Source organism: Comamonas guangdongensis (assembly GCF_041079535.1).
Lineage (GTDB): Bacteria > Pseudomonadota > Gammaproteobacteria > Burkholderiales > Burkholderiaceae_C > Comamonas > Comamonas guangdongensis.
Map to the genome: position 1 here is coordinate 123003 of NZ_JBFYGN010000008.1, position 18629 is coordinate 141631.

Here is an 18629-nt window from a genome sequence, read left to right on the forward strand (position 1 = left end):
GATCCCGACCCCGGCAGGGGCAGCTCAGGGGCACAGGCATTCCCTGATCTGGCTCACGCCGGCCCGCGACTGGCGCCACACCATGAAAACCATAGCTTCAGACGCTGTATATGCCTTGATTTTTTGTTGTTTTGCTTTTGAAAACCAATAGACGCCAGCGCCAGAAGCTATCAATACCAGAGGATACGCCGCCAGCCTGTCGCTGCGGCCAATACAAAGGCCGGGTTGCCCCGGCCTTGTTGTGATGCCATCCGCCGCAATTAGTTCACTGCAGCGATCCTGGCGGCGGCCGCAGGTGTCGCCGGCTGGCTCCAGCGCGTCAGCAGCGCCTGCCATTTGCTGCGCGCCGCGGCCAGATGCTGCTCCTTGACATGGCCGTAGCCGCGGATGTCCTCGGGAATGGAGGCGATCTCCACGGCCAGCGCCAGCCTGTCGGCGGTGAGGCCGGCCAGCAGGGTCTCTAGGCACTGGCGGTACTCGGCGATCAGCGCGCGTTCGGTGCGGCGCTCCTCGGTGCGCCCGAACGGATCCAGCGCCGTGCCGCGCAAGCCCTTCATCCTGGCCAGCACGCCCATGGCCTGGCGCATCCAGGGGCCGTAGGACTTCTTGATCAGATGGCCTTGCTCGTCCTTGCGGGCCGAGGTCGGCGGCGCCAGATGGTGGACGATTTTGTAATCGCCCTCGAACATTTCGCCGATCTGCCGGGTGAAGGCCGCATCGGTGTGCAGGCGTGCCACCTCGTATTCGTCCTTGTAGGCCATGAGCTTGAACAGATAGCGCGCCACGGCCTGCGACAGCCGCGTGCCCTGGCCCAGAGGCTCCTCCACCGCCCGCACCCGGGCCACGAAGTCCTGGTACTGCTTGGCATAGGCCGCGTTCTGGTAGCCGGTGAGGAACTCCACGCGCTTGGTCAGCATTTCATCGAGCGAGGGCTTTTTGACGAACTGGATCACCTGCGCGGCCTGGAACAGCGCGCGCACGGCATTCAGATCATGGGCGCAGCGTCGGCCCCATTCGAAGGCTGCCTGGTTGTTGCCCACCTGCACGCCGTTGAGTTCCATGGCGCGCATGATGGAGGCATGCGACAGCGGCACACGCCCCTTCTGCCAGGCGTAGCCCAGCATCATGGGGTTGGCGTAGATGCTGTCGCCCAGCAGTGCCGTCGAGGCCCTCTCGGCATCGAAGATGCCGACGGCATCGGCACCCACGGCCTCGGCCAGGACCGCGGCGCAGCGCGACTCGGGCGACTGCCAGTCGGGATTGCCGACAAAGGCCGCCGTCGGCGAGGCATGGCTGTTGAGCGCGATGAAGGTGCGGCCCGGCTGCATGACGGCCATGGTGGTGGGCGTGGCCGCGACTATGGGGTCGCAGCCTATGACCAGGTCGGCCTTGGCCATGTCCACCTTGGTGGTGTAGATGGCATCGGCTCGGTTGGCGATCTGGATATGGCTCCAGGTGGAGCCGCCCTTCTGCGCCAGGCCCGCCGCATCCTGGGTGATCACGCCCTTGCCTTCGAGGTGGGCGGCCATGCCCAGCAGCGAACCTATGGTGATCACGCCCGTGCCGCCCACGCCGGCCACGACGATGCCCCAGGCCTGCTCGGCCACGGGCAGCACCGGATCGGGCAGATTGGGCAAGGCGTCGAGATTGCCCTTCTTCTCCTTCTTGGGCTTTTTGAGCTGGCCGCCCTCTATCGTCACAAAGCTGGGGCAGAAGCCCTTGACGCAGGAATAGTCCTTGTTGCAGCTGTTCTGGTTGATCCGGCGCTTACGGCCGAACTCAGTCTCCACGGGCTCCACCGACAGACAGTTGGACTGTACCGAGCAGTCGCCGCAGCCCTCGCAGACCAGCTCGTTGATGATCACGGTCTTGTCGGGCGTGCTCAGGGTGCCGCGTTTGCGGCGGCGGCGCTTTTCGGTGGCGCAGGTCTGGTCGTAGATGATCGCGGTGCAGCCTTGGATCTCGCGGAACTCGCGCTGGATGCGGTCCAGCTCGTCGCGGTGGTGCACGGTCACACCCTCGGCCAGCTTGACCCCCGCGTATTTCTCGGGCTCGTCGGTGACGATGACCAGCTTGGCCACGCCCTCGGAAACCAGGCTGTTCATGATCTGCAGCACCGTGTGGCCCTCGAGCCGCTCGCCCACGCGCTGGCCGCCCGTCATGGCCACGGCATCGTTGTAGAGCAGCTTGTAGGTGATGTTCACCCCCGAGGCGATGCTCTGGCGTATGGCCAGCAGGCCGCTATGGAAGTAAGTGCCGTCGCCGAGATTGGCGAAGACATGCTGGTCCTTGGTGAAATGGGCCTGGCCGGTCCAGGTCACGCCCTCGCCGCCCATCTGGGTGAAGGTGCTGGTGTTGCGGTCCGGCATCCAGGTCGTCATGTAGTGGCAGCCTATGCCGGCCACGGCGCGGCTGCCTTCGGGCACGCGGGTGCTGGTGTTGTGCGGGCAGCCGCTGCAGAACCATGGGATGCGGTCGCCGGTGGCGAGCTCCTTGGCCGCCTGCAGTGCGGACTCGCGCGCATCGAGCACGGCGATGCGCTCGTGCATGCGCGCCTCGATATGCGCGGGCACGCCCAGCTTGTGCAGCCGCGCCGCGATGGCGCGCGCGATGAGGGCCGGCGTGAGGTCGGCATTGGGGCGCAGCAGCCAGTCGGTGCTGGGATTGGGCAGCGACCACTCGCCGCCGTGCTCGTCGCTGAACTTGCCCACCACGTTGGGGCGCACGTCGTCGCGCCAGTTGTAGAGCTCTTCCTTGATCTGGTATTCGATGACCTGGCGTTTTTCCTCGACCACCAGGATCTCCTGCAGGCCGCGCGCGAAGTCGCGCGTGATCGTGGCCTCCAGCGGCCAGACCACGTTGACCTTGTGCAGGCGGATCCCCAGCTGGCGGCAGGTCTCGTCGTCCAGGCCCAGATCGGCCAACGCCTGGCGCGTGTCGTTATAGGCCTTGCCGCTGGCGATGATGCCGAAACGGTCGTTGGGCGTGGCGATCACATTGTGGTTGAGCTTGTTGGCGCGCACATAGGCCAGGGCCGCATACCACTTGTAGTTCATCAGCCGCGCCTCCTGCTCCAGCGGCGGATCGGGCCAGCGGATATGCAGGCCGCCGGGCGGCATCTGGAAATCCTCGGGCAGGACGATGTTCACGCGATCGGGGTCGACCAAGACGCTGGCCGAGGACTCGACCACCTCCTGGATGGTCTTGAGCCCGGACCACAGGCCCGAGAAGCGGCTCATGGCAAAAGCATGCAGGCCCATGTCCAGGATGTCCTGCACATTGCTGGGGAAGAACACCGGCGTGCCGCAGGCCTTGAAGATATGGTCGCTCTGGTGCGCGGCCGTGGAGGACTTGCTGATGTGGTCGTCGCCGGCGATCGCAATCACGCCGCCATGCTTGGCCGTGCCGGCCATGTTCGCATGCTTGAACACGTCGGAGCAGCGGTCCACGCCCGGGCCCTTGCCATACCAGATGCCGAAGACGCCGTCGAACTGCTTGGTTTCGGGGTAGAGGTCCAGCTGCTGCGTGCCCCAGACGGCCGTGGCGCCCAGCTCCTCGTTCACGCCGGGCTGGAACACGATGTGGTTGGCCTCCAGATACTTCTTGGCGGCCCAGAGCGACTGGTCGTAGCTGCCCAGAGGCGAGCCGCGATAGCCGCTGATAAAGCCGGCGGTATTGAGGCCGGCCCTGGCATCGCGCAGGCGCTGCAGCATGGGTAGCCGGACCAGGGCCTGTACGCCACTCATAAAGGCGCGGCCGTGTTCCAGCGAATATTTGTCGTCCAGAGTCACCGACTCCAGGGCACGACGGACTTCATCGGGCAAAGGGGCATTCATGGCTTGTCTCCATGTTGGTGGTCGGGCGTCTCGCACCGGCTCCGCATGGAAGCCCGGCCGCGCCCGACTCGTTGTCATTGGTAATGAATTGCCGCTTTCAGTGTAGGGGCGCTGCCCTGATATGTCTTTTCTTTCTTTGCCGTAATTCAAGTATCCTGAGCAAGAATCTTTCCTTGAAATCACCGTTTGTGAACGATCTCGACAAATTCGACATTGCCATCCTCGCGCATCTGCAAGCCGATGCGCGCCTGACCAATACCGAGCTGGCCCAGCGCGTGGGCCTTTCGGCCGCGCCCTGCTGGCGACGCGTGCGCGCGCTGGAGGAGGCCGGCTATATCCGCGGCTACCACGCCGACATCGATCGCCACAAGATAGGCCTGGGCGTGCTGGCTTTCGTGCGCCTGGATGCGGTGCAGACCGCGGGCTCGCTGACCCAGGAGATGGAGGAGGCGATACGCAAGTTGCCCGAGGTGGTCTCCTGCCACTACATCAGCGGCACCGGCACCTTCGAGCTGCAGGTCGTGGCGCGCGATCTGGACAGCTTTGCCCAGTTTGCGCGCAACACGCTGCTGCACCTGCCCAATGTGAAGGACATGCAGACCAGCTTCTCCCTGGGCGAGATCAAGTCCAGCCCGGCGCTGCCGCTGTCCCATCTGGGCGCCATGGCCGGGCTGGCGCCCACGGACGCCAAGAAGTAAATCCCAAAGAAAAAGCGCTTGAAGCAAACCGCTTCAAGCGCTTTCAGCTATCGAAATGAGTCTTTAGCGCAGATGCGGCGCCGAACCCGCGAGACTCTTGGGCCAGAAGGCCCAGAGCTTGAGCGGCTGCTTGATGCGGCCGGCCAGATCGCCGGCCTCGGCGCCCCAGCCCATGAAGTAGTCGGCGCGCACGGCACCCAGGATGGCGCTGCCCGTATCCTGCGCAAACACCAGCCGGTTCAGGGCCACCGTGGGCCCGGGCGTGGACAGCCACACCGGCGTGCCATAGGGAATGCTGTTGCGGTCCACGGCGATCGAGCGTCCGGGCGTCAGCGCCACGCCCTGCGCGCCCCTGGGACCGAACTGGGCATCGAACTCGTTGAGCTCTTCCTCGCGGAAGAACACATAGCGCGGATTGCTCCACAGCATCTCGTTCACACGCGCGGGATTGGCGGCGATCCAGGCGCTGATGCCGGGCCAGGTCGCATCGCGCACCAGGCCCTGGTCCAGCAGCCAGCGACCCACGCTTTTGTAGGGCTGGTCATTGGTGCCCGCAAACGCCACGCGGATCATGCGCTGGCGGCCGTCGGGCTCGGTCAGCTGCAGCCGGCCCGAGCCCTGGATGTGCAGCACCAGCATGTCCACCGGGTCGCGCAGCCAGGCAATGGCCCGGCCCGCCAGCGCGGCCTGGGCCTCGGCATTGGTGTCTATCTGCTGGCGCGTGTACCAGGGCTTGCGCTTGCCGAAGCCCTGCGGCGTCTGGTACAGCGGCACGTTGAAACCGTTGCCCGGCAGGCGGCGCGCCTCGTACATGGGTTCGTAGTACGAGGTCAGCATGCCATCGGGGCTGCCCGTGCTGGCCTCGATGCGATAGGGCTGGAGATTGCTCATCATCCAGCTGCGCTGCTCGTCCTCCGAGGCGATGCTCAGGCGCCGCACATCGCCGCACAGGCCCGCGAACACGGTGCTGGGCCGCTCGCAGTTCTTGATCCAGGCGTTCCAGGCCTCGTTGAGCGAGTCCAGCGGCACGCCCGGCAGATCGCCCCAGTCCACCGGCACCCAGCGGCTCTTGGTCGGTACATTGGCGGTGAACGGGACCTTGGGCGCGGACGTCCCGCCATGAGGCTGCTGCTCGGTCACCGGCGATGGGTCGTTTTGCTGCTTGGTGGTGGTGCAGGCCACCAGGGTTCCTACAATCAGCGCCAACAAGGCATGGCGCAGGAGATGGAAATTCATGGGTCTGATTTTGCTTGAAGCACTGCTGGCGTTGGCGATTTTGGTCGCTATTGTGTGGTGGACCATGTTCTCCGGTCGCAAAAAGGGTGAGCTGCCGGCCAGCGCCCGGACCGAGCAGCGGCGCGCATCGGTTGCAGACTCCGACCAGGACGGCTCAAAATCGAGCTAGCCGCCGGTTGGGCGCCGGCAGCCAATGGTGACAATCTTTTGCAAGCGGAACGCCCATGTCGGCCTGTGTCCTACGCTTTTTCGTCATTCGGCCGCAGTACGATCACTGCCTTGCAGTTTCCAAAGTGAAGCTGGTTTGTCGGATTGTTAACAAAAGGAGTTTTTTATGCGCAAGCAAATGGCTGTGACGGCCGCTCTGGCCTCTGCATTGTTGATCACCGGCTGTGCCAATACCGGCGGCATGTCGGACACCACGCGTCGCACCGTCACGGGCGCCGGCGTGGGCGCTCTGGGCGGTGCCGCCATCGGCGCCATCGCTGGCGGCCATGCAGGCTCCGGCGCACTGATTGGCGCGGGCGTGGGTGCTCTGGGCTCGTATATCTGGTCGCAGAACCTCGAAAAGCAAAAGCGTGACATGGAAGCCGCGACCCAGGGCACGGGCGTGGGCGTGACCCAGACCGCCGATAACCAGCTGAAGCTGGACATCCCCAGCGACATCTCGTTCGACACCGGCCGCGCCGACATCAAGGGCAACTTCGCGCCCATCCTGGACCGCTTTGCCGACGGCCTGCGCAACAATCCCAATGCCGAGGTGCGCATCATCGGCCACACCGACAGCACCGGCTCCGATGCCATCAACGATCCGCTGTCGCTGCAGCGTGCCGAAAGCACCCGCAACTATCTGACATCGCGCGGCGTGAACGGCGCCCGCATCCAGGTGCAAGGCATGGGTTCGCGCCAGCCCGTGGCCTCCAATGCCAACGCCGAAGGCCGCGCGCGCAACCGCCGCGTGGAAATCTTCGTGGGCGAGCGCGCCCGCCAGTAATCAGGCTTTTACCTGAGCCCAAAGCCCCGCAATGCGGGGCTTTTTTATGGGTGCTGTCCTGCAAAACTGACGCATCCTCATGCCAGGGACGCCAAGCAAGAGCCGCCTCGCAGCGAAGGCGTCGTCCCCCCCCGAAGGAGAGGGGGAAGGCGCGAAGCGCCTCAGGGGGTGCGAAGCAAGTTCGCGAGTTCCACGGCCGACTTGACCTGCATCTTGTCGAACACCCGCGCCCGGTGCACCTCCACGGTGCGCACGCTGATGTCCAGCTGATCGGCGATCAGCTTGTTTGGCACGCCCTCCACCACCAGCTGCATCACGTCTTTTTCCCTGTCGGTGAGTTCGTCCAGGCGGCCGCGCACCGCCTTACGCGCCTGCATGGCCGCTAGGTGTTCGGCGGAGCGGGCCAGGGCCTGCTCTATGCGGTCCACCAGCGCGTTGTCCGAAAAAGGCTTTTCGCAGAAATCGAACGCGCCGCGCTTGACCGTGTCCACGGCCGTGGGCACATCGGCATGGCCGGTCAGGAAGATCACCGGCATGGCCTCGATCTCGCCGCGCTCGAGCATGCGGTTGAACAGCGACAGGCCGCTCATGCCCGTCATGCGCATATCCAGCAGCAGGCAGCAGGGCCGCGACACCACGGGCGGCGCCTGCAGCACGGCGGCTTCGAAGTCTTCTGCGCTGCGGTAGCACTCGCTCAGCAATCTGCGCGAGCGCAGCAGCCATGCCAGGGCCTCTCGGACATCGGCATCGTCGTCCACGATGTAGACGGTAGCGTCGGTTACAGGTTCCATGAAAGCTCAGTTCTCCCTGGGTTCCCTATGAGCCGGCAATGTGAACATGAATTCCGTGCCCTGCGGGAAGTGCGGGCGGTAGTCCAGATGACCACCATGTTGCTCCACCACGGTGCGACACAGGCTCAGGCCCAGGCCCATCCCCTCGGCGCGTGTGGTGAAGAAGGGGGTGAACAGCTGCTCGGCCACTTCCGCAGAAATGCCGGCGCCGCCGTCCGTCACGGAAAATTCTACCCAACGCTGTCCCTCGCCTTCGGCTGCACGCCTGACGCGCAGGGTTAATACCCGCTCCTGCAACTGCGGCAGATCCATGGCCTGCATGCCGTTACGGGCCAGATTCAGCAACACCTGCTCGACCATGGTGGGGTCGCACAGCACGGCGGGCAGACCGGTCTGCAGCTCCAGCTCCAATCTCACGCCCAGCTTGTGCGCCTGCAGATTGACCAGTGGCAGCACGGCCTCCACCAGCTCCGCGGGAGCCACCACCTCGCGCGACTGGTCGCGGCGGCGCACAAAATCGCGCACGCTTTTAATGACCTTGCCCGCACGGTCGGCCTGATAGCTGATGCGCTCCATGGCTGTGCGCAAATCCCCGAGCTGCCCCTGCAGCTGCGCGGCGCTGTCAGAGGCCGGCCCGTGCGCGAGCATGTTCAGCGAGCCCGTGGCATAGCTGGACATGGCCGCCAGCGGCTGGGTCAGCTCGTGGCTGAGCATGGAGGCCATCTCGCCCACCGTGGCCAGGCGCGCCGTTGCCTGCAGACGCTCCAGGGAAGCGCGCGAGACCTCCTCCATGCGGCGTTGCTCGCTGATGTCGATGAAGGCGCTCATCCAGCCGGTGTGCTGGCCCTGGGCGTTGATCAGCGGCGCCTCGAAAATCAGCACCGGAAAGCGCGAGCCGTCCTTGCGCATGAACACGCTCTCGTGCCCCTGGCGCGGCGGCGGCGAGGCGCCCGAGAGGCGGTTGTCGCGGCGCAGCGTGTATTCCTCGGCCAGCTCGGGCGGCCAGTAGGGCGCCACATTCAGGCCCAGCAGCTCCTCGGCCGTAAAGCCCACCATATTGCAGAACGCGGGATTCACATAGGTGATGCGCCCCTGCAGATCGCGTGCGCGCATGCCCGTGACCAGCGAATCCTCCATGGCCTTGCGGAAGGCCAGCGCATCGCCCAGATCCCGCTCGGCGCGCAGGCGGCGGCGGTTGTCGCGCACCAGCACCACCAGCACCGACATCAAAGCCACCGACATGGCCGTCACCAGCGCCGTCATCACGTTCGGGAAGACACTGGGCGCGTGGTGCCAGCTGTCCATGCGCAGCACCAGGGTGTTGCCGGGCAGATCCAGCAGCTGCTGGGCCGTGAACATGCGCGAGCCGCGCCAGGCCGCGCCGACCAGGGCCAGGCGAGTGCCATCGGGCTCGGTGAACGAAACCTCCTGGGTGCGCGGCAAGGACTTGCCGACCTGGCTGAGCAGAATGCCCTGCAGGCTGTACGTGCCCAGCACATAGCCGACCACATGGCCGTTTTCCGTCAGCGGCATGCAGACCTGCATGGTTTCCATGCCCAGGCCCTCGCCCAGCAGCTGGAAGCGGCTGGGCGAATAGGAGGGCCCGTTGACGCGGCGCGCCTGGGTGCAGGTCAGGACCTCTCCGGAATGCAGCTCCGACGCCTCGTCCTCCCAGCGCAGGGTACGGTACGGCGTCTCGGCATGGGCCAGCATGCGCATATCCGTGCGGCGCCATTCGATGCGCATCAGCTCCCGGCGCTGCTGCAGCAGCTCGTCCGCATGTTCGCGCCAGGCGCCGCGGTCCTCGCTATGCGCGTTCAGCGCCAGCAGATCCTGCAGATTGCGGTTCAGCGCGGCGCGGATGTCGCCCACGGCGTCGGCCGTATCGCGCTCCAGCTTTTCCTGCACCTGGGTGGCTTCATAGCGCCCGGCCAGCCACACCATGGTGACCAGCATGCTGACCACCAACGCCACCAGCACGGTCCACAACGACCAGCGGCGCCAGGCCAGGCGCCAGCGCCGCCAGGGCCAACGGGCGAGATGATCTTCGGGAAGTTCGGCGGGGGAGGCGGTCGAATCGGTCACAGCACGCGATGAGTGAGAGCCGGCAATTGTTGCCGCACTTGCTGCACCCGTTCACGGCTGAGGTTTCCCAGCACCACACCGGGCCCACCGGACTGCAGCGCCTGCGGCTCGCCCCAGGGGTCTATCAACAGGCTGTGGCCCCAGGTCCGACGGCCGTTTTCGTGCACTCCGCCCTGGCCCGGCGCCAGCACATAGGCCAGATTCTCGATCGCGCGGGCGCGCAGCAGCACCTCCCAGTGCGCCTGGCCCGTGGTGTAGGTGAAGGCGCTGGGCACCAGCAGCAGATCCGCGCCCTGCGCGCTCAGGGTGCGGTACAGCTCGGGAAAGCGCAGGTCGTAGCAGACGCTCAGGCCCAGGCGCCAGCTGTCGCCGTTGCGGGCCTGTATATCGCAGACCACGGGCCGGCTTCCCGCCTGCACCACGGCGGCCTCGGCATAGTGCTCGCGGCCGTTCTCGAACTGGAACAGGTGGATCTTGTCGTAGCGGGCCACGCACTCGCCCTGCGGCGAATACACCAGGCTGCTGTTGAACACATGCTGGGCGTCATCGGCCGCCAGCGGCAGGGTGCCGGCCACCACCCACAGCTGCAGCTCTTCGGCGGCCCTGGCCATGAAGTCTTGGATCGGCCCCTGGCCAAAGATCTCCCGATAAGCCAGCTTGTCCGTGTCCCTGGCGCCCATGGCGCAGAAATACTCGGGCAGCACCACGAGCTCGGCCCCCAGCGCGGCGGCCTGCGCCATCAGGCTGCGGGCCTGGGCCAGATTGGCGGCGACCTCCTGGCCCGAGACCATTTGCAGGGCGGCAATTTTCATGGTGTCTCCTTTGCTGTGCCGGGCTTGCCCGCATCCTCGGCGCCGGCCTTGGGAACGCTGCGCCGCGGCAGCTCCGTGACCTGCGGATCCTCCCAGCTGCCGTGGATGTGGAACTCCTTGGTGGTGGCCGCTATCAGCGGTCCGCGCAACACCATCTGGGCCAGAAAGCTGCTCAGGCCGACCAACGGGTTGATGGCCGTGGCCACCAGCGAAGCCGACAGCGCGTTGATTTCCGGCACCACCACCACATGCAGATCCTGGGTCTCCTGGTCGATATCGGCCGAACCCTCCATCAGCACCGCGGCGTTCACGCCCTTCATCTGCATATTGTTGGTCCTGGCGATGCCACGCTGGATGTTGACATCGCCACGCATGAAGTCAAACGAGAAGCCGTTGCGAAACACATCGCGGAAATCCAGCGTCAGCCGCCGCGGCAAGGCCTGAAGGCTCAGCACCCCCAGCAGCTTGGCCAGGCCCGGATCGGCCTTGAGGAACTGGCCCTTCTGCACATCCAGGTGCACGGCGCCCGACAGGGTCTTGAAGTCCGGTGCCACGGGCGATCCGGTCCAGCTGACCTCGCCCTGCATGGCCCCCTGGCCGTTGGCCACCACGCCCGGCATGTCGAAGCGGTTGAGCAGCTTGCCCACGTCGCGCAGATTGAGCTGGAACTGCAGCTGGGTCTGGCCCGGGTGCTTTTTGTCGCTGGAACGCATGCTCCAGTGGCCCTGAGCGGTCAGCACCGCCTCCGGCGTACTGATGTTGAAGCGCGACAGCTGCCATTCGCTCTGCCCCGCACCGGCCGCCAGCCAGTGATTGCGCGCCTGCACATCCACGCTGCCCAGGGAACGCTTGCCAAGCTGGAAATCATCCACGCTGATCTGCAGCGAGGGCAGCTCGCTCACCGCGCTTTGCTGCGCGGCCGCAGCGTCCAGAGCCTCGTCCTCGCCCTCGGGTACCGCCAGACGCGAGAGCTTGGCAATGACCAGTCCGCCCGGCTCCTGCGCCGAGGCTTCCCGGTACTCGATGCGGCCGGCCAGCTCCTTGGCCTGGATCTGGCTGGTCCAGGCCCGGTCGGCATGGCTGAGCTGCAGGGAGACATCGTGCAGCGAGCGGCCGTGGAGCTTGACCTCCTGTGCCTTCAGCGCCAGCTGCTGGGGCAGAAACTGGCGCCAGGACTCCTCTTCCGCACGCACGGCAGCGCCGCCGGCCTTCTCGGGCCGCAGGCCGCTCCAGGCATCCAGGTCCAGCACCGGCAGCTGCACCCGGGCCTGCAGCCCCGAGGACGGCAGGCTGGCCTCGGCCTTGCCTCCGGCCAGCCACTCCACGCTGCCGCGCCTGACGCGGGCCTGCTCGCCGCTGATATCGCGCTCCAGCAAGGCCGCACCGTTGCTGCCCCACTGCAGGCTGATCTGATCGGTCAGCGGCTTGGGCACGGCCGGCACCAGGCGGTTGACGCGCAGCAGCAGGGGCATGTCCGCGGCCTTGCCCAGAGGCGCCGGCAGCTGCACGGCCATGCCGACCAGATCGGACTGCAGGCTGATCTCTGGCACGCTGTGACGCACCTTGATCTGCAAGCCGTAACGCGCCTGGCCCTGCAGCTGCCGGGCCAGGCCCGCAAGCTCGCCCAGCTCCTTGGAATCCCGCAGGCCCTGGGCCGTGGCCAGCCCCTCGGCACGGATCTGCACGGGCTCGCCGCCGGGCTTCATCCCGCCCTCAAGGCGCACCTCGCCGCCCAGGGCCTGGGCCTGCACGCCCGAGAGCTGAAAGCCGGTCTCGGAAAACTGCACGCTGCCGCGCAGCTGGCTCAATGTCGGCACCTCGGGCATGAGCTGCAGCATGTTGCCGGCCAGACTCAGCTCGCCCTGCACCTTGCTGCGCTCCATATGCATGGTGGGCAGGTGCAGCTTGAGGTGTAGCCCGGCGTTGCCGGTGGCCCGGCTGTTATCCAGAACATGAGCCGTCAACCCCGACAGGGCCGAGGCTTGCACCACATTCAGCATCTCGGCGAGAGCGCCGTGGGCCTTGGCCGTGACCTCCACCTCGGTCTGGTTCCAGTCGGACACGCCGGCCTGGGCCTCGTCCACCACGATGGCCGTATGGCCCAGGAAACCCTTGGCCTTGCGCACCGTCATGGAGTTGCGGTCAAACACCAGCTCCCCCGCGAGCCGGGTCAGGGGCGGCCAGGGCTTTTCGCCGGGGCCAAGCAGATAGCCGGGCACGAACTGGTAGTTCACGTCGTGAACCTGGGCGCTGATGTGGAAATCCCCGCGGCCCGGCTTTTCGAACGGCACATGGTCGAGCTCGCCCTTGACGCGAAAGTTCACCGCGCTGGCCTGGCCCGAGGTGATGGCCTCGCGCACATAGCGCAGCGCATCGCTGCCCAGGTCCTGGGGCAGATAGCGGTAAATGCGGGCGCCGTTGGCACGGCTGAGCTGGCCCTGCAGGTCCAGAATGCCGGGAAAGCGCGGCTGGGCCTCGCTGCCGGCGCCGGTCTGCCATGTGGCATGGGCCTGGCCGGCCGTGTCCTCATTGGCAAAGCGCAGCTTGGGCAGCTGTACCTTGATGCTCTGGCCCTGCAGCTGCCAGCGCAAGCCGGCTTCCAGCTGGTCCAGCGCGATATCCGGATCTTCAAACACGCCGGGAAAGCTCAGTACCGCGCTGGCCACGCCCGGCGCCTTGGTCAGATTGGCCTCGCCGCTGTCCTGGTCCAGCGTGAAGCTGCCGCTCAGGCCGCTGAAGCCCGGCATGCCTATGCTGTGCGGCCCTTGGGCGGAGGGCTGGGAGCGCAGGCTCAGCTGCTCCAGCACGCCCGAGGCCTTGAACTGCGCGGGCTGCTGCGCCGGGCCGCGCCATGACAGCTTGAGCTGGCGCAGCTGGCCGCCGGGCTGCAGCGCCTGCAGCCGGCTCTGTACCGACTCCGGCACCGGCAGCCGCTGCAGCAGCTGGGCGGCTATGGCCAGATCAATGCCGTCGGCCAGCAGCTCCCCATGCTCGCCCTGATTGCCCTGGCCCGGGGCTCCGGTAGGCACATAGTTGAGGCTGAAATCCCCGCGCGGCCAGCTCAGGCCGTCGCTGGCCGTAAAGCTCAGGCCCTGAACCGCAAAATGGTAGCCATTCTGGCTTCTGGCGCTGAGCCGGCCATGCAGGGCCTGCAGCTGCAGCGGCTTGGGCTGGTCCTGCCACTGCAGCTGCAGCGCCTGGACCGAGACATCGGCCACCACGCCCACGGGCTGACCGCGCCCGATCTCCAGCCAGGCGCGCACCGCGCCATTGCCTTGCTGCAGCTTCCACTCCTGCGGTCCCAGATACTGGCCCAGCTGCGACAGATCGATATGCGCGAAATCCAGGTAGGCCTGGCCGCTCCAGCGCTCGAGACGCCCCTCGTGCACGGAAAGCAGCGGTTCGCGGAAGCTGCCCATGACCGTGAAGCGCTGCCCCCATTCCTTGGGGGGCGTCACGTCCACCCGCAGCGCATGCCCCCAGCCCTTGTTGCGCAGCACCAGATCCACCTCCTCCAGCTGCAGGGGCGGCACCTGGCGCATCTCGTCCACCCACTGCAGCTTGCCGTGGCGTATGGCGATCTCGGGCTGGGAAAAAATCCAGTCGGCGCCGGAGCTGCGGCCCGAGCTGGCCGGGACGGCCATGCCGGCGATAAAGACCTGGCCGTCCGGAGCGCGCCGCACGGTCAGATCCGGCGCCTCCACATAAATCTGCTCCACGCCCAAGGTCATCAGCGAATGGGCGGAAACCGCGATCACGACCCTATGCAGATGCAAGGCCTCGCTGCCGCTGACGGGGTCATGCAGCACCACGTCGCCGAGCTCGAAGGTGGGCACCAGCCCCTCGCGGCGCGCGGCCAGCGAGCCTATGGAAACCGGTACACCCAGGGTGCGTGAGGCCAGGGTTTCCAGCTCGGGGCGCCACTCACTGATTCGCGGCACAATCAGGAAATGGAGCACCCCCCACACGGAAGCCAGCAGCAGCCACAGGCCCAGGACCAGTCCCAGTGACCACCGAGCCAAGCTGGCCAGCCTATGGATTTGGCGAGTTGGGAGTGGTTTCGGTTCGATCATCGGTGGCCTAGCAATGGCAGGAATTATGACCGGCACCCCTGTGCGCGTTTCGGTAACCATACGTTGCCGTGTCGGTTACCTGCCCGTTCGGCACCATTTTTAACGGTCCGTATGCAGTCCCCAGAGCAAGCAATGGCAGAAAACACCCTGAATGCTTCTTCCCCGGCCCAGTACTCGCGCTTTGTCCAGCGCCTGCACCGCCGTTACGAAGACTGGTTCGATGTCTTGCCTCCCGGCCCTCCGGACCGGGCCCTGATGGAGCGGGCCCTGGCCACGCTGCAGGCGCGCGAGCTCGATCTGTCCGCCTCCCTGCGCGTGCTGCGCCAGCTGGTGATGGAACGCCTCATCGTCCTGGACTGCGAGCAGGAAGCACCGCTGGCCGTGGTCACCAAGGCGGTCACGGAACTCGCCGAGCTGGCCCTGGACCGCGCCTGCAAGCAGGTGCGCACCGAACTCGACGCCCGCCATGGCGCCCCCCAAGGCCCCGCGGGCCAGGAGGTGCAGCTGTGGATCATAGGCATGGGCAAGCTGGGTGCGCGCGAGCTCAATGTCTCCAGCGACATCGACCTGATCTACGTCTATGAGCACGACGGCGAAACCGCCGGCCAGGCCGACGGCCGCGGCGTGATCTCCAACCACGAATACTTCGGCCGCGCCGTCAAAGGCATCTTCGGCCTGATCGGCGACACCACCGAGCACGGCCTGGTCTTCCGCGTGGACCTGGCCCTGCGGCCCAATGGCAACTCGGGCCCGCCGGCGGTCTCGCTGGCCTCGCTGGAGGAATACCTGCAGACCCATGGCCGCGAATGGGAGCGCTTTGCCTGGCTCAAGAGCCGCGTGGTCGCGCCCTATGACTGCGTGCAGTCGCCCAATGTGCAGGCGCTGCGCGGCGCGGTCCTGCCCTTTGTGTTCCGTCGCTATCTGGACTATGCGGTGTTCGACGCACTGCGCAGCCTGCACCGCCAGATCCGCGAGCATGCCTCCAGGCGCAGCGCCGGCCACCCCGAGCGCGCCAACGACGTCAAGCTCTCGCGCGGCGGCATCCGCGAGATCGAATTCATCGTGCAACTGCTGCAGGTGGTGCGCGGCGGCCAGTTCCCCGAACTGCGCTGCCGCCCCACGCTGGAAGCGCTGCAGCGCCTGGTACGCGCCAATCTGATGCATGCCGAGATTGCCGAGGCCCTGAGCCGCGCCTATGTGTTCCTGCGCCAGGTCGAGCACCGCATCCAATATCTGGACGACCAGCAGACCCATGTGCTGCCCACGCGCGACGACGATCTGCTGTGGATCGCCCGCACCATGGGCTTTGCCGATGCCTGCAGCTTTCTGCACCAATTCGACGAGCACCGCGAACTGGTGGCCCAGGAGTTCGACACCCTGCTGGGCGGCGATGCGCAGCAATGCGGCAACGGCCGCTGCGGCTCGGCCCGGCCCGCGCCCAACGGCACGCCGACGCCGCAGGAAATCGAAGACCTGATCGGGCTGCTGCCGCCGACCCTGGCCGGCCAGGTGGCCGACTGGCGCAGCAACGCGCGCATCACGGGCCTGCGCGATGAAGCCCGGGCCCGCCTGTTCCGGCTGGTGGAGCGCACGGCCCAGTGGGTGGAAGGCCGCCAGGCCTCCGAGGAGGCCGCCAAGCGCTTTCTGCAATGGCTGGAGCCGCTGCTGCGCCGCGAAAGCTATCTGGCGCTGCTGCTGGAGCGCCCCGCGGTCCATGAGCGGCTGCTGCACCTGCTGGGTGCGGCCCGCTGGCCGGCGCGCTATCTGCAGCAGCACCCGGGCGTGATCGACGAGCTGGCCAGCGACGCCATCCTGAAGGAGCGCTTCGTGGCGGCGGAATTCGAGCATGAGCTGGCGCTGCGCCTGGCGGCCCTGCGGTCCACGGGCGAGGACGACGACGAGACCCTGCTCAATCTGCTGCGCCGCGCCCACCATGCGGAAGTCTTCCGCACCCTGGCGCGCGACATCGAGGGCCGCATCAGCGTGGAGCAGGTGGCCGACGACCTGAGCGCGTTGGCCGACAGCGTGCTACGCGTCACCGCCCGCTGGTGCTGGTCCCGCCTCAAGAACCGCCACCGCGAATCGCCGCGCTTCGGCATCATCGGCTACGGCAAGCTGGGCGGCAAGGAGCTCGGCTACGGCAGCGATCTGGACATCGTCTTCGTGTTCGACGACGACGACGAGCGCGCGCCCGAGGTCTACGCGGCCTTTGTGCGCAAGCTCATCAACTGGCTGACCGTGAAAACCGGCGAGGGCGATCTGTTCGAGATCGACACCGCGCTGCGGCCCAACGGCAACTCGGGCCTGCTGGTGACCAGCTTCGAGTCCTATGCCAATTACCAGCAGCAGCGCGGCAGCAACACCGCCTGGACCTGGGAGCATCAGGCCATGACGCGCGCGCGCTTTGTGCTCGGCAGCCCCGACTTTCCGCCGCCGCCGGGCCTAGCGCCCACGGACATGAAGCTGCGCGAGCGCTTCGACGCCGTGCGCGAGGCCGTGATCACCGCGCCGCGCGATGCGGCGGCGCTGCGCACCGAGATCAAGTCCATGCGCGAGCGGGTGCGCAGCGCCCATCCCGTGCGCAGCGGCCTGTTCGACGTCAAGCACAGTCCGGGCGGCATGGTGGATGTGGAGTTTGCCGTGCAGTATCTGGTGCTGTCCGAGTCGGCCAGCCACCCCGAGCTGATCGCCAACCTGGGCAATATCGCGCTGCTGCAGCGCGCCGAGGAGGCGGGCCTGCTGCCCGCCGGCGTGGGCCATGCGGCGGCCGCGGCCTACCGGGAGCTGCGCCGCCTGCAGCACGTGGCGCGCCTGGACGAGCGCTCGGGCCAGCTGCCGCCCGAACAGGCCCAGCCGCAGCGCGATGCGGTGCTGGCGCTGTGGCAGGCTGTATTCGCCGATTCCACGGTCTGAAGCCGCTGCCGGAGCCGCCTGCGGCGGCGCTGGCAGCAATGATCAAAATCGGCCTACAGGCAAAAAGCGGGCGCCCTCAAACTGTTACAAATTCGAAACCCACAGGGGCTGGAACTTCTGCAACAGTGTCGCATCTGATAGACAGGTGCAGGGAATTCGAGAGGCCTGCACGAGCCGATTTTGATGTTGCGAAGCCCTTGGGTTCACCCATTGAAAGCCCCCGGAGCGCTTCTCCTCCCTCCCTCTCTTAATTCGTTTCGGGATGCTTCGCAACTTTTTTATTACCCAGCAAAAAGGCCACCGTCCGGTGGCCTTTTTCGTTGGTGCAGCGCATGCCCCCAGCTACTCATGGCATGGCGTATAAAACTGGCGCGTCCCACGCGTGAGACGGCCAGCCAGGGCCGCCCCGCAGCAAAGGCCGTCGTTCCCCTTGGGGAAGGCGCGCAGCGACTCAGGGGGTCATCGAGGTTCTGTCGCCGCAAAGCTGGGACGGGCACCGATCTTGGCCAGCAAGGCGGCCAGATTCGGGTGTTCGGCGCGCCAGTCCATCTCGGGAAAGCGGAAATCCAGCCAGGCCAGGGCACAGCAGACGCTGATATCGGCCAGCGTCAGATGTGTGCCACCACAGCAAAACGGCTTCTCGCCCAATCCCTGCGACATGACCTTGAGCGCGGCCCGGACCTTGCCCATCTGGCGATCCATCCAGGCCTGGCTGCGCTGCTCTGCGCTGCGCCCGGGCCAGGTGGCCTCCAGCCGCACCAGAACCGCAGCGTCCAGCATGCCGTCAGCCAGGGCCTCCCAGGTCTTGACCTCGGCGCGCTCGCGGCCCGTGCCCGGAATCAGCTTGCCAACCGGCGAAAGTGTGTCCAGATATTCGACGATGACGCGCGAGTCGAACATCGCCTCCGTGCCGTCCATCACCAGACGCGGCACCTTGCCCAGAGGATTGCCAGTACCGGGTGAAAGTACTTCCTCCCAGGGGTTCTCTTCGACGAATTGATAGTCCAGCTTCTTTTCGGCCAGCACGACGCGGACTTTGCGCACAAAGGGGCTGGTGGTGGAGCCTATTAGTTTCATAGCAGCGGTTCCATGACACGAGTCACCGGCGACGGGCCGGTGCGATGATTCTATGCGCTGGAATGACGGCACGGCTGCCGCCGCACAGGGCTTGTAGGCGTGCCTGCCACAGCC

General features: G+C 66.5%; 11 protein-coding genes. 4 read left to right on the forward strand and 7 right to left on the reverse strand.

The annotated features are described in order from the left end of the window. Positions 1-260 precede the first annotated feature (260 nt). Positions 261-3836, reverse strand: coding sequence for an indolepyruvate ferredoxin oxidoreductase family protein (locus tag AB6724_RS09365; RefSeq protein WP_369338249.1), 3576 nt, complete (start codon positions 3834-3836; stop codon positions 261-263). 188 nt (positions 3837-4024) lie between these two features. On the opposite strand from AB6724_RS09365, the gene AB6724_RS09370 reads away from it, so the two are divergent. Continuing rightward, complete coding sequence (locus AB6724_RS09370; protein ID WP_369338326.1) at positions 4025-4534, forward strand: Lrp/AsnC family transcriptional regulator; 510 nt, start codon at positions 4025-4027, stop codon at positions 4532-4534. Between the two features lie 63 nt (positions 4535-4597). Here AB6724_RS09370 and mltA read toward each other — a convergent pair whose 3' ends face one another. Beyond that, a complete protein-coding gene (mltA, locus tag AB6724_RS09375) occupies positions 4598-5770 on the reverse strand; it encodes a murein transglycosylase A (protein ID WP_369338250.1) in 1173 nt (390 codons plus the stop codon). On the opposite strand from mltA, the gene AB6724_RS09380 reads away from it, so the two are divergent. Beyond that, complete coding sequence (locus tag AB6724_RS09380; protein WP_369338251.1) at positions 5769-5939, forward strand: hypothetical protein; 171 nt, start codon at positions 5769-5771, stop codon at positions 5937-5939. The genes mltA and AB6724_RS09380 overlap by 2 nt on opposite strands. A gap of 165 nt (positions 5940-6104) precedes the next feature. Then, a complete protein-coding gene (locus AB6724_RS09385; RefSeq protein ID WP_369338252.1) occupies positions 6105-6764 on the forward strand; it encodes a YiaD family glycine zipper/OmpA-like lipoprotein in 660 nt (219 codons plus the stop codon). Between the two features lie 161 nt (positions 6765-6925). On the opposite strand, the gene AB6724_RS09390 is transcribed toward AB6724_RS09385, so the two are convergent. The 4 genes from AB6724_RS09390 to AB6724_RS09405 all read right to left on the reverse strand — a co-directional run bounded on the left by AB6724_RS09390 (position 6926) and on the right by AB6724_RS09405 (position 14474). Then, positions 6926-7555 (reverse strand): response regulator transcription factor, encoded by a 630-nt coding sequence (locus AB6724_RS09390; RefSeq protein ID WP_369338253.1) that lies wholly within the window; start codon positions 7553-7555, stop codon positions 6926-6928. Positions 7556-7561: 6 nt separating this feature from the next. Further along, positions 7562-9511 (reverse strand): two-component system sensor histidine kinase NtrB, encoded by a 1950-nt coding sequence (locus AB6724_RS09395; protein WP_439329850.1) that lies wholly within the window; start codon positions 9509-9511, stop codon positions 7562-7564. A gap of 125 nt (positions 9512-9636) precedes the next feature. Then, positions 9637-10452 carry a carbon-nitrogen hydrolase family protein gene (locus tag AB6724_RS09400; RefSeq protein WP_369338255.1) on the reverse strand — a complete coding sequence of 272 codons (816 nt, stop codon included), beginning with the start codon at positions 10450-10452 and terminating at the stop codon, positions 9637-9639. Then, positions 10449-14474 carry a YhdP family protein gene (locus tag AB6724_RS09405; protein WP_369338256.1) on the reverse strand — a complete coding sequence of 1342 codons (4026 nt, stop codon included), beginning with the start codon at positions 14472-14474 and terminating at the stop codon, positions 10449-10451. Before AB6724_RS09405 ends, AB6724_RS09400 begins: the two co-directional genes overlap by 4 nt. 183 nt (positions 14475-14657) lie before the next feature. On the opposite strand from AB6724_RS09405, the gene glnE reads away from it, so the two are divergent. Then, positions 14658-17438 carry a bifunctional [glutamate--ammonia ligase]-adenylyl-L-tyrosine phosphorylase/[glutamate--ammonia-ligase] adenylyltransferase gene (glnE, locus tag AB6724_RS09410; protein ID WP_369338257.1) on the forward strand — a complete coding sequence of 927 codons (2781 nt, stop codon included), beginning with the start codon at positions 14658-14660 and terminating at the stop codon, positions 17436-17438. Positions 17439-17897: 459 nt separating this feature from the next. Here glnE and AB6724_RS09415 read toward each other — a convergent pair whose 3' ends face one another. Beyond that, positions 17898-18515, reverse strand: a complete 618-nt coding sequence (locus tag AB6724_RS09415) for a glutathione S-transferase C-terminal domain-containing protein (RefSeq protein ID WP_369338258.1) — start codon at positions 18513-18515, stop codon at positions 17898-17900. Between the last annotated feature and the right edge of the window lie 114 nt (positions 18516-18629).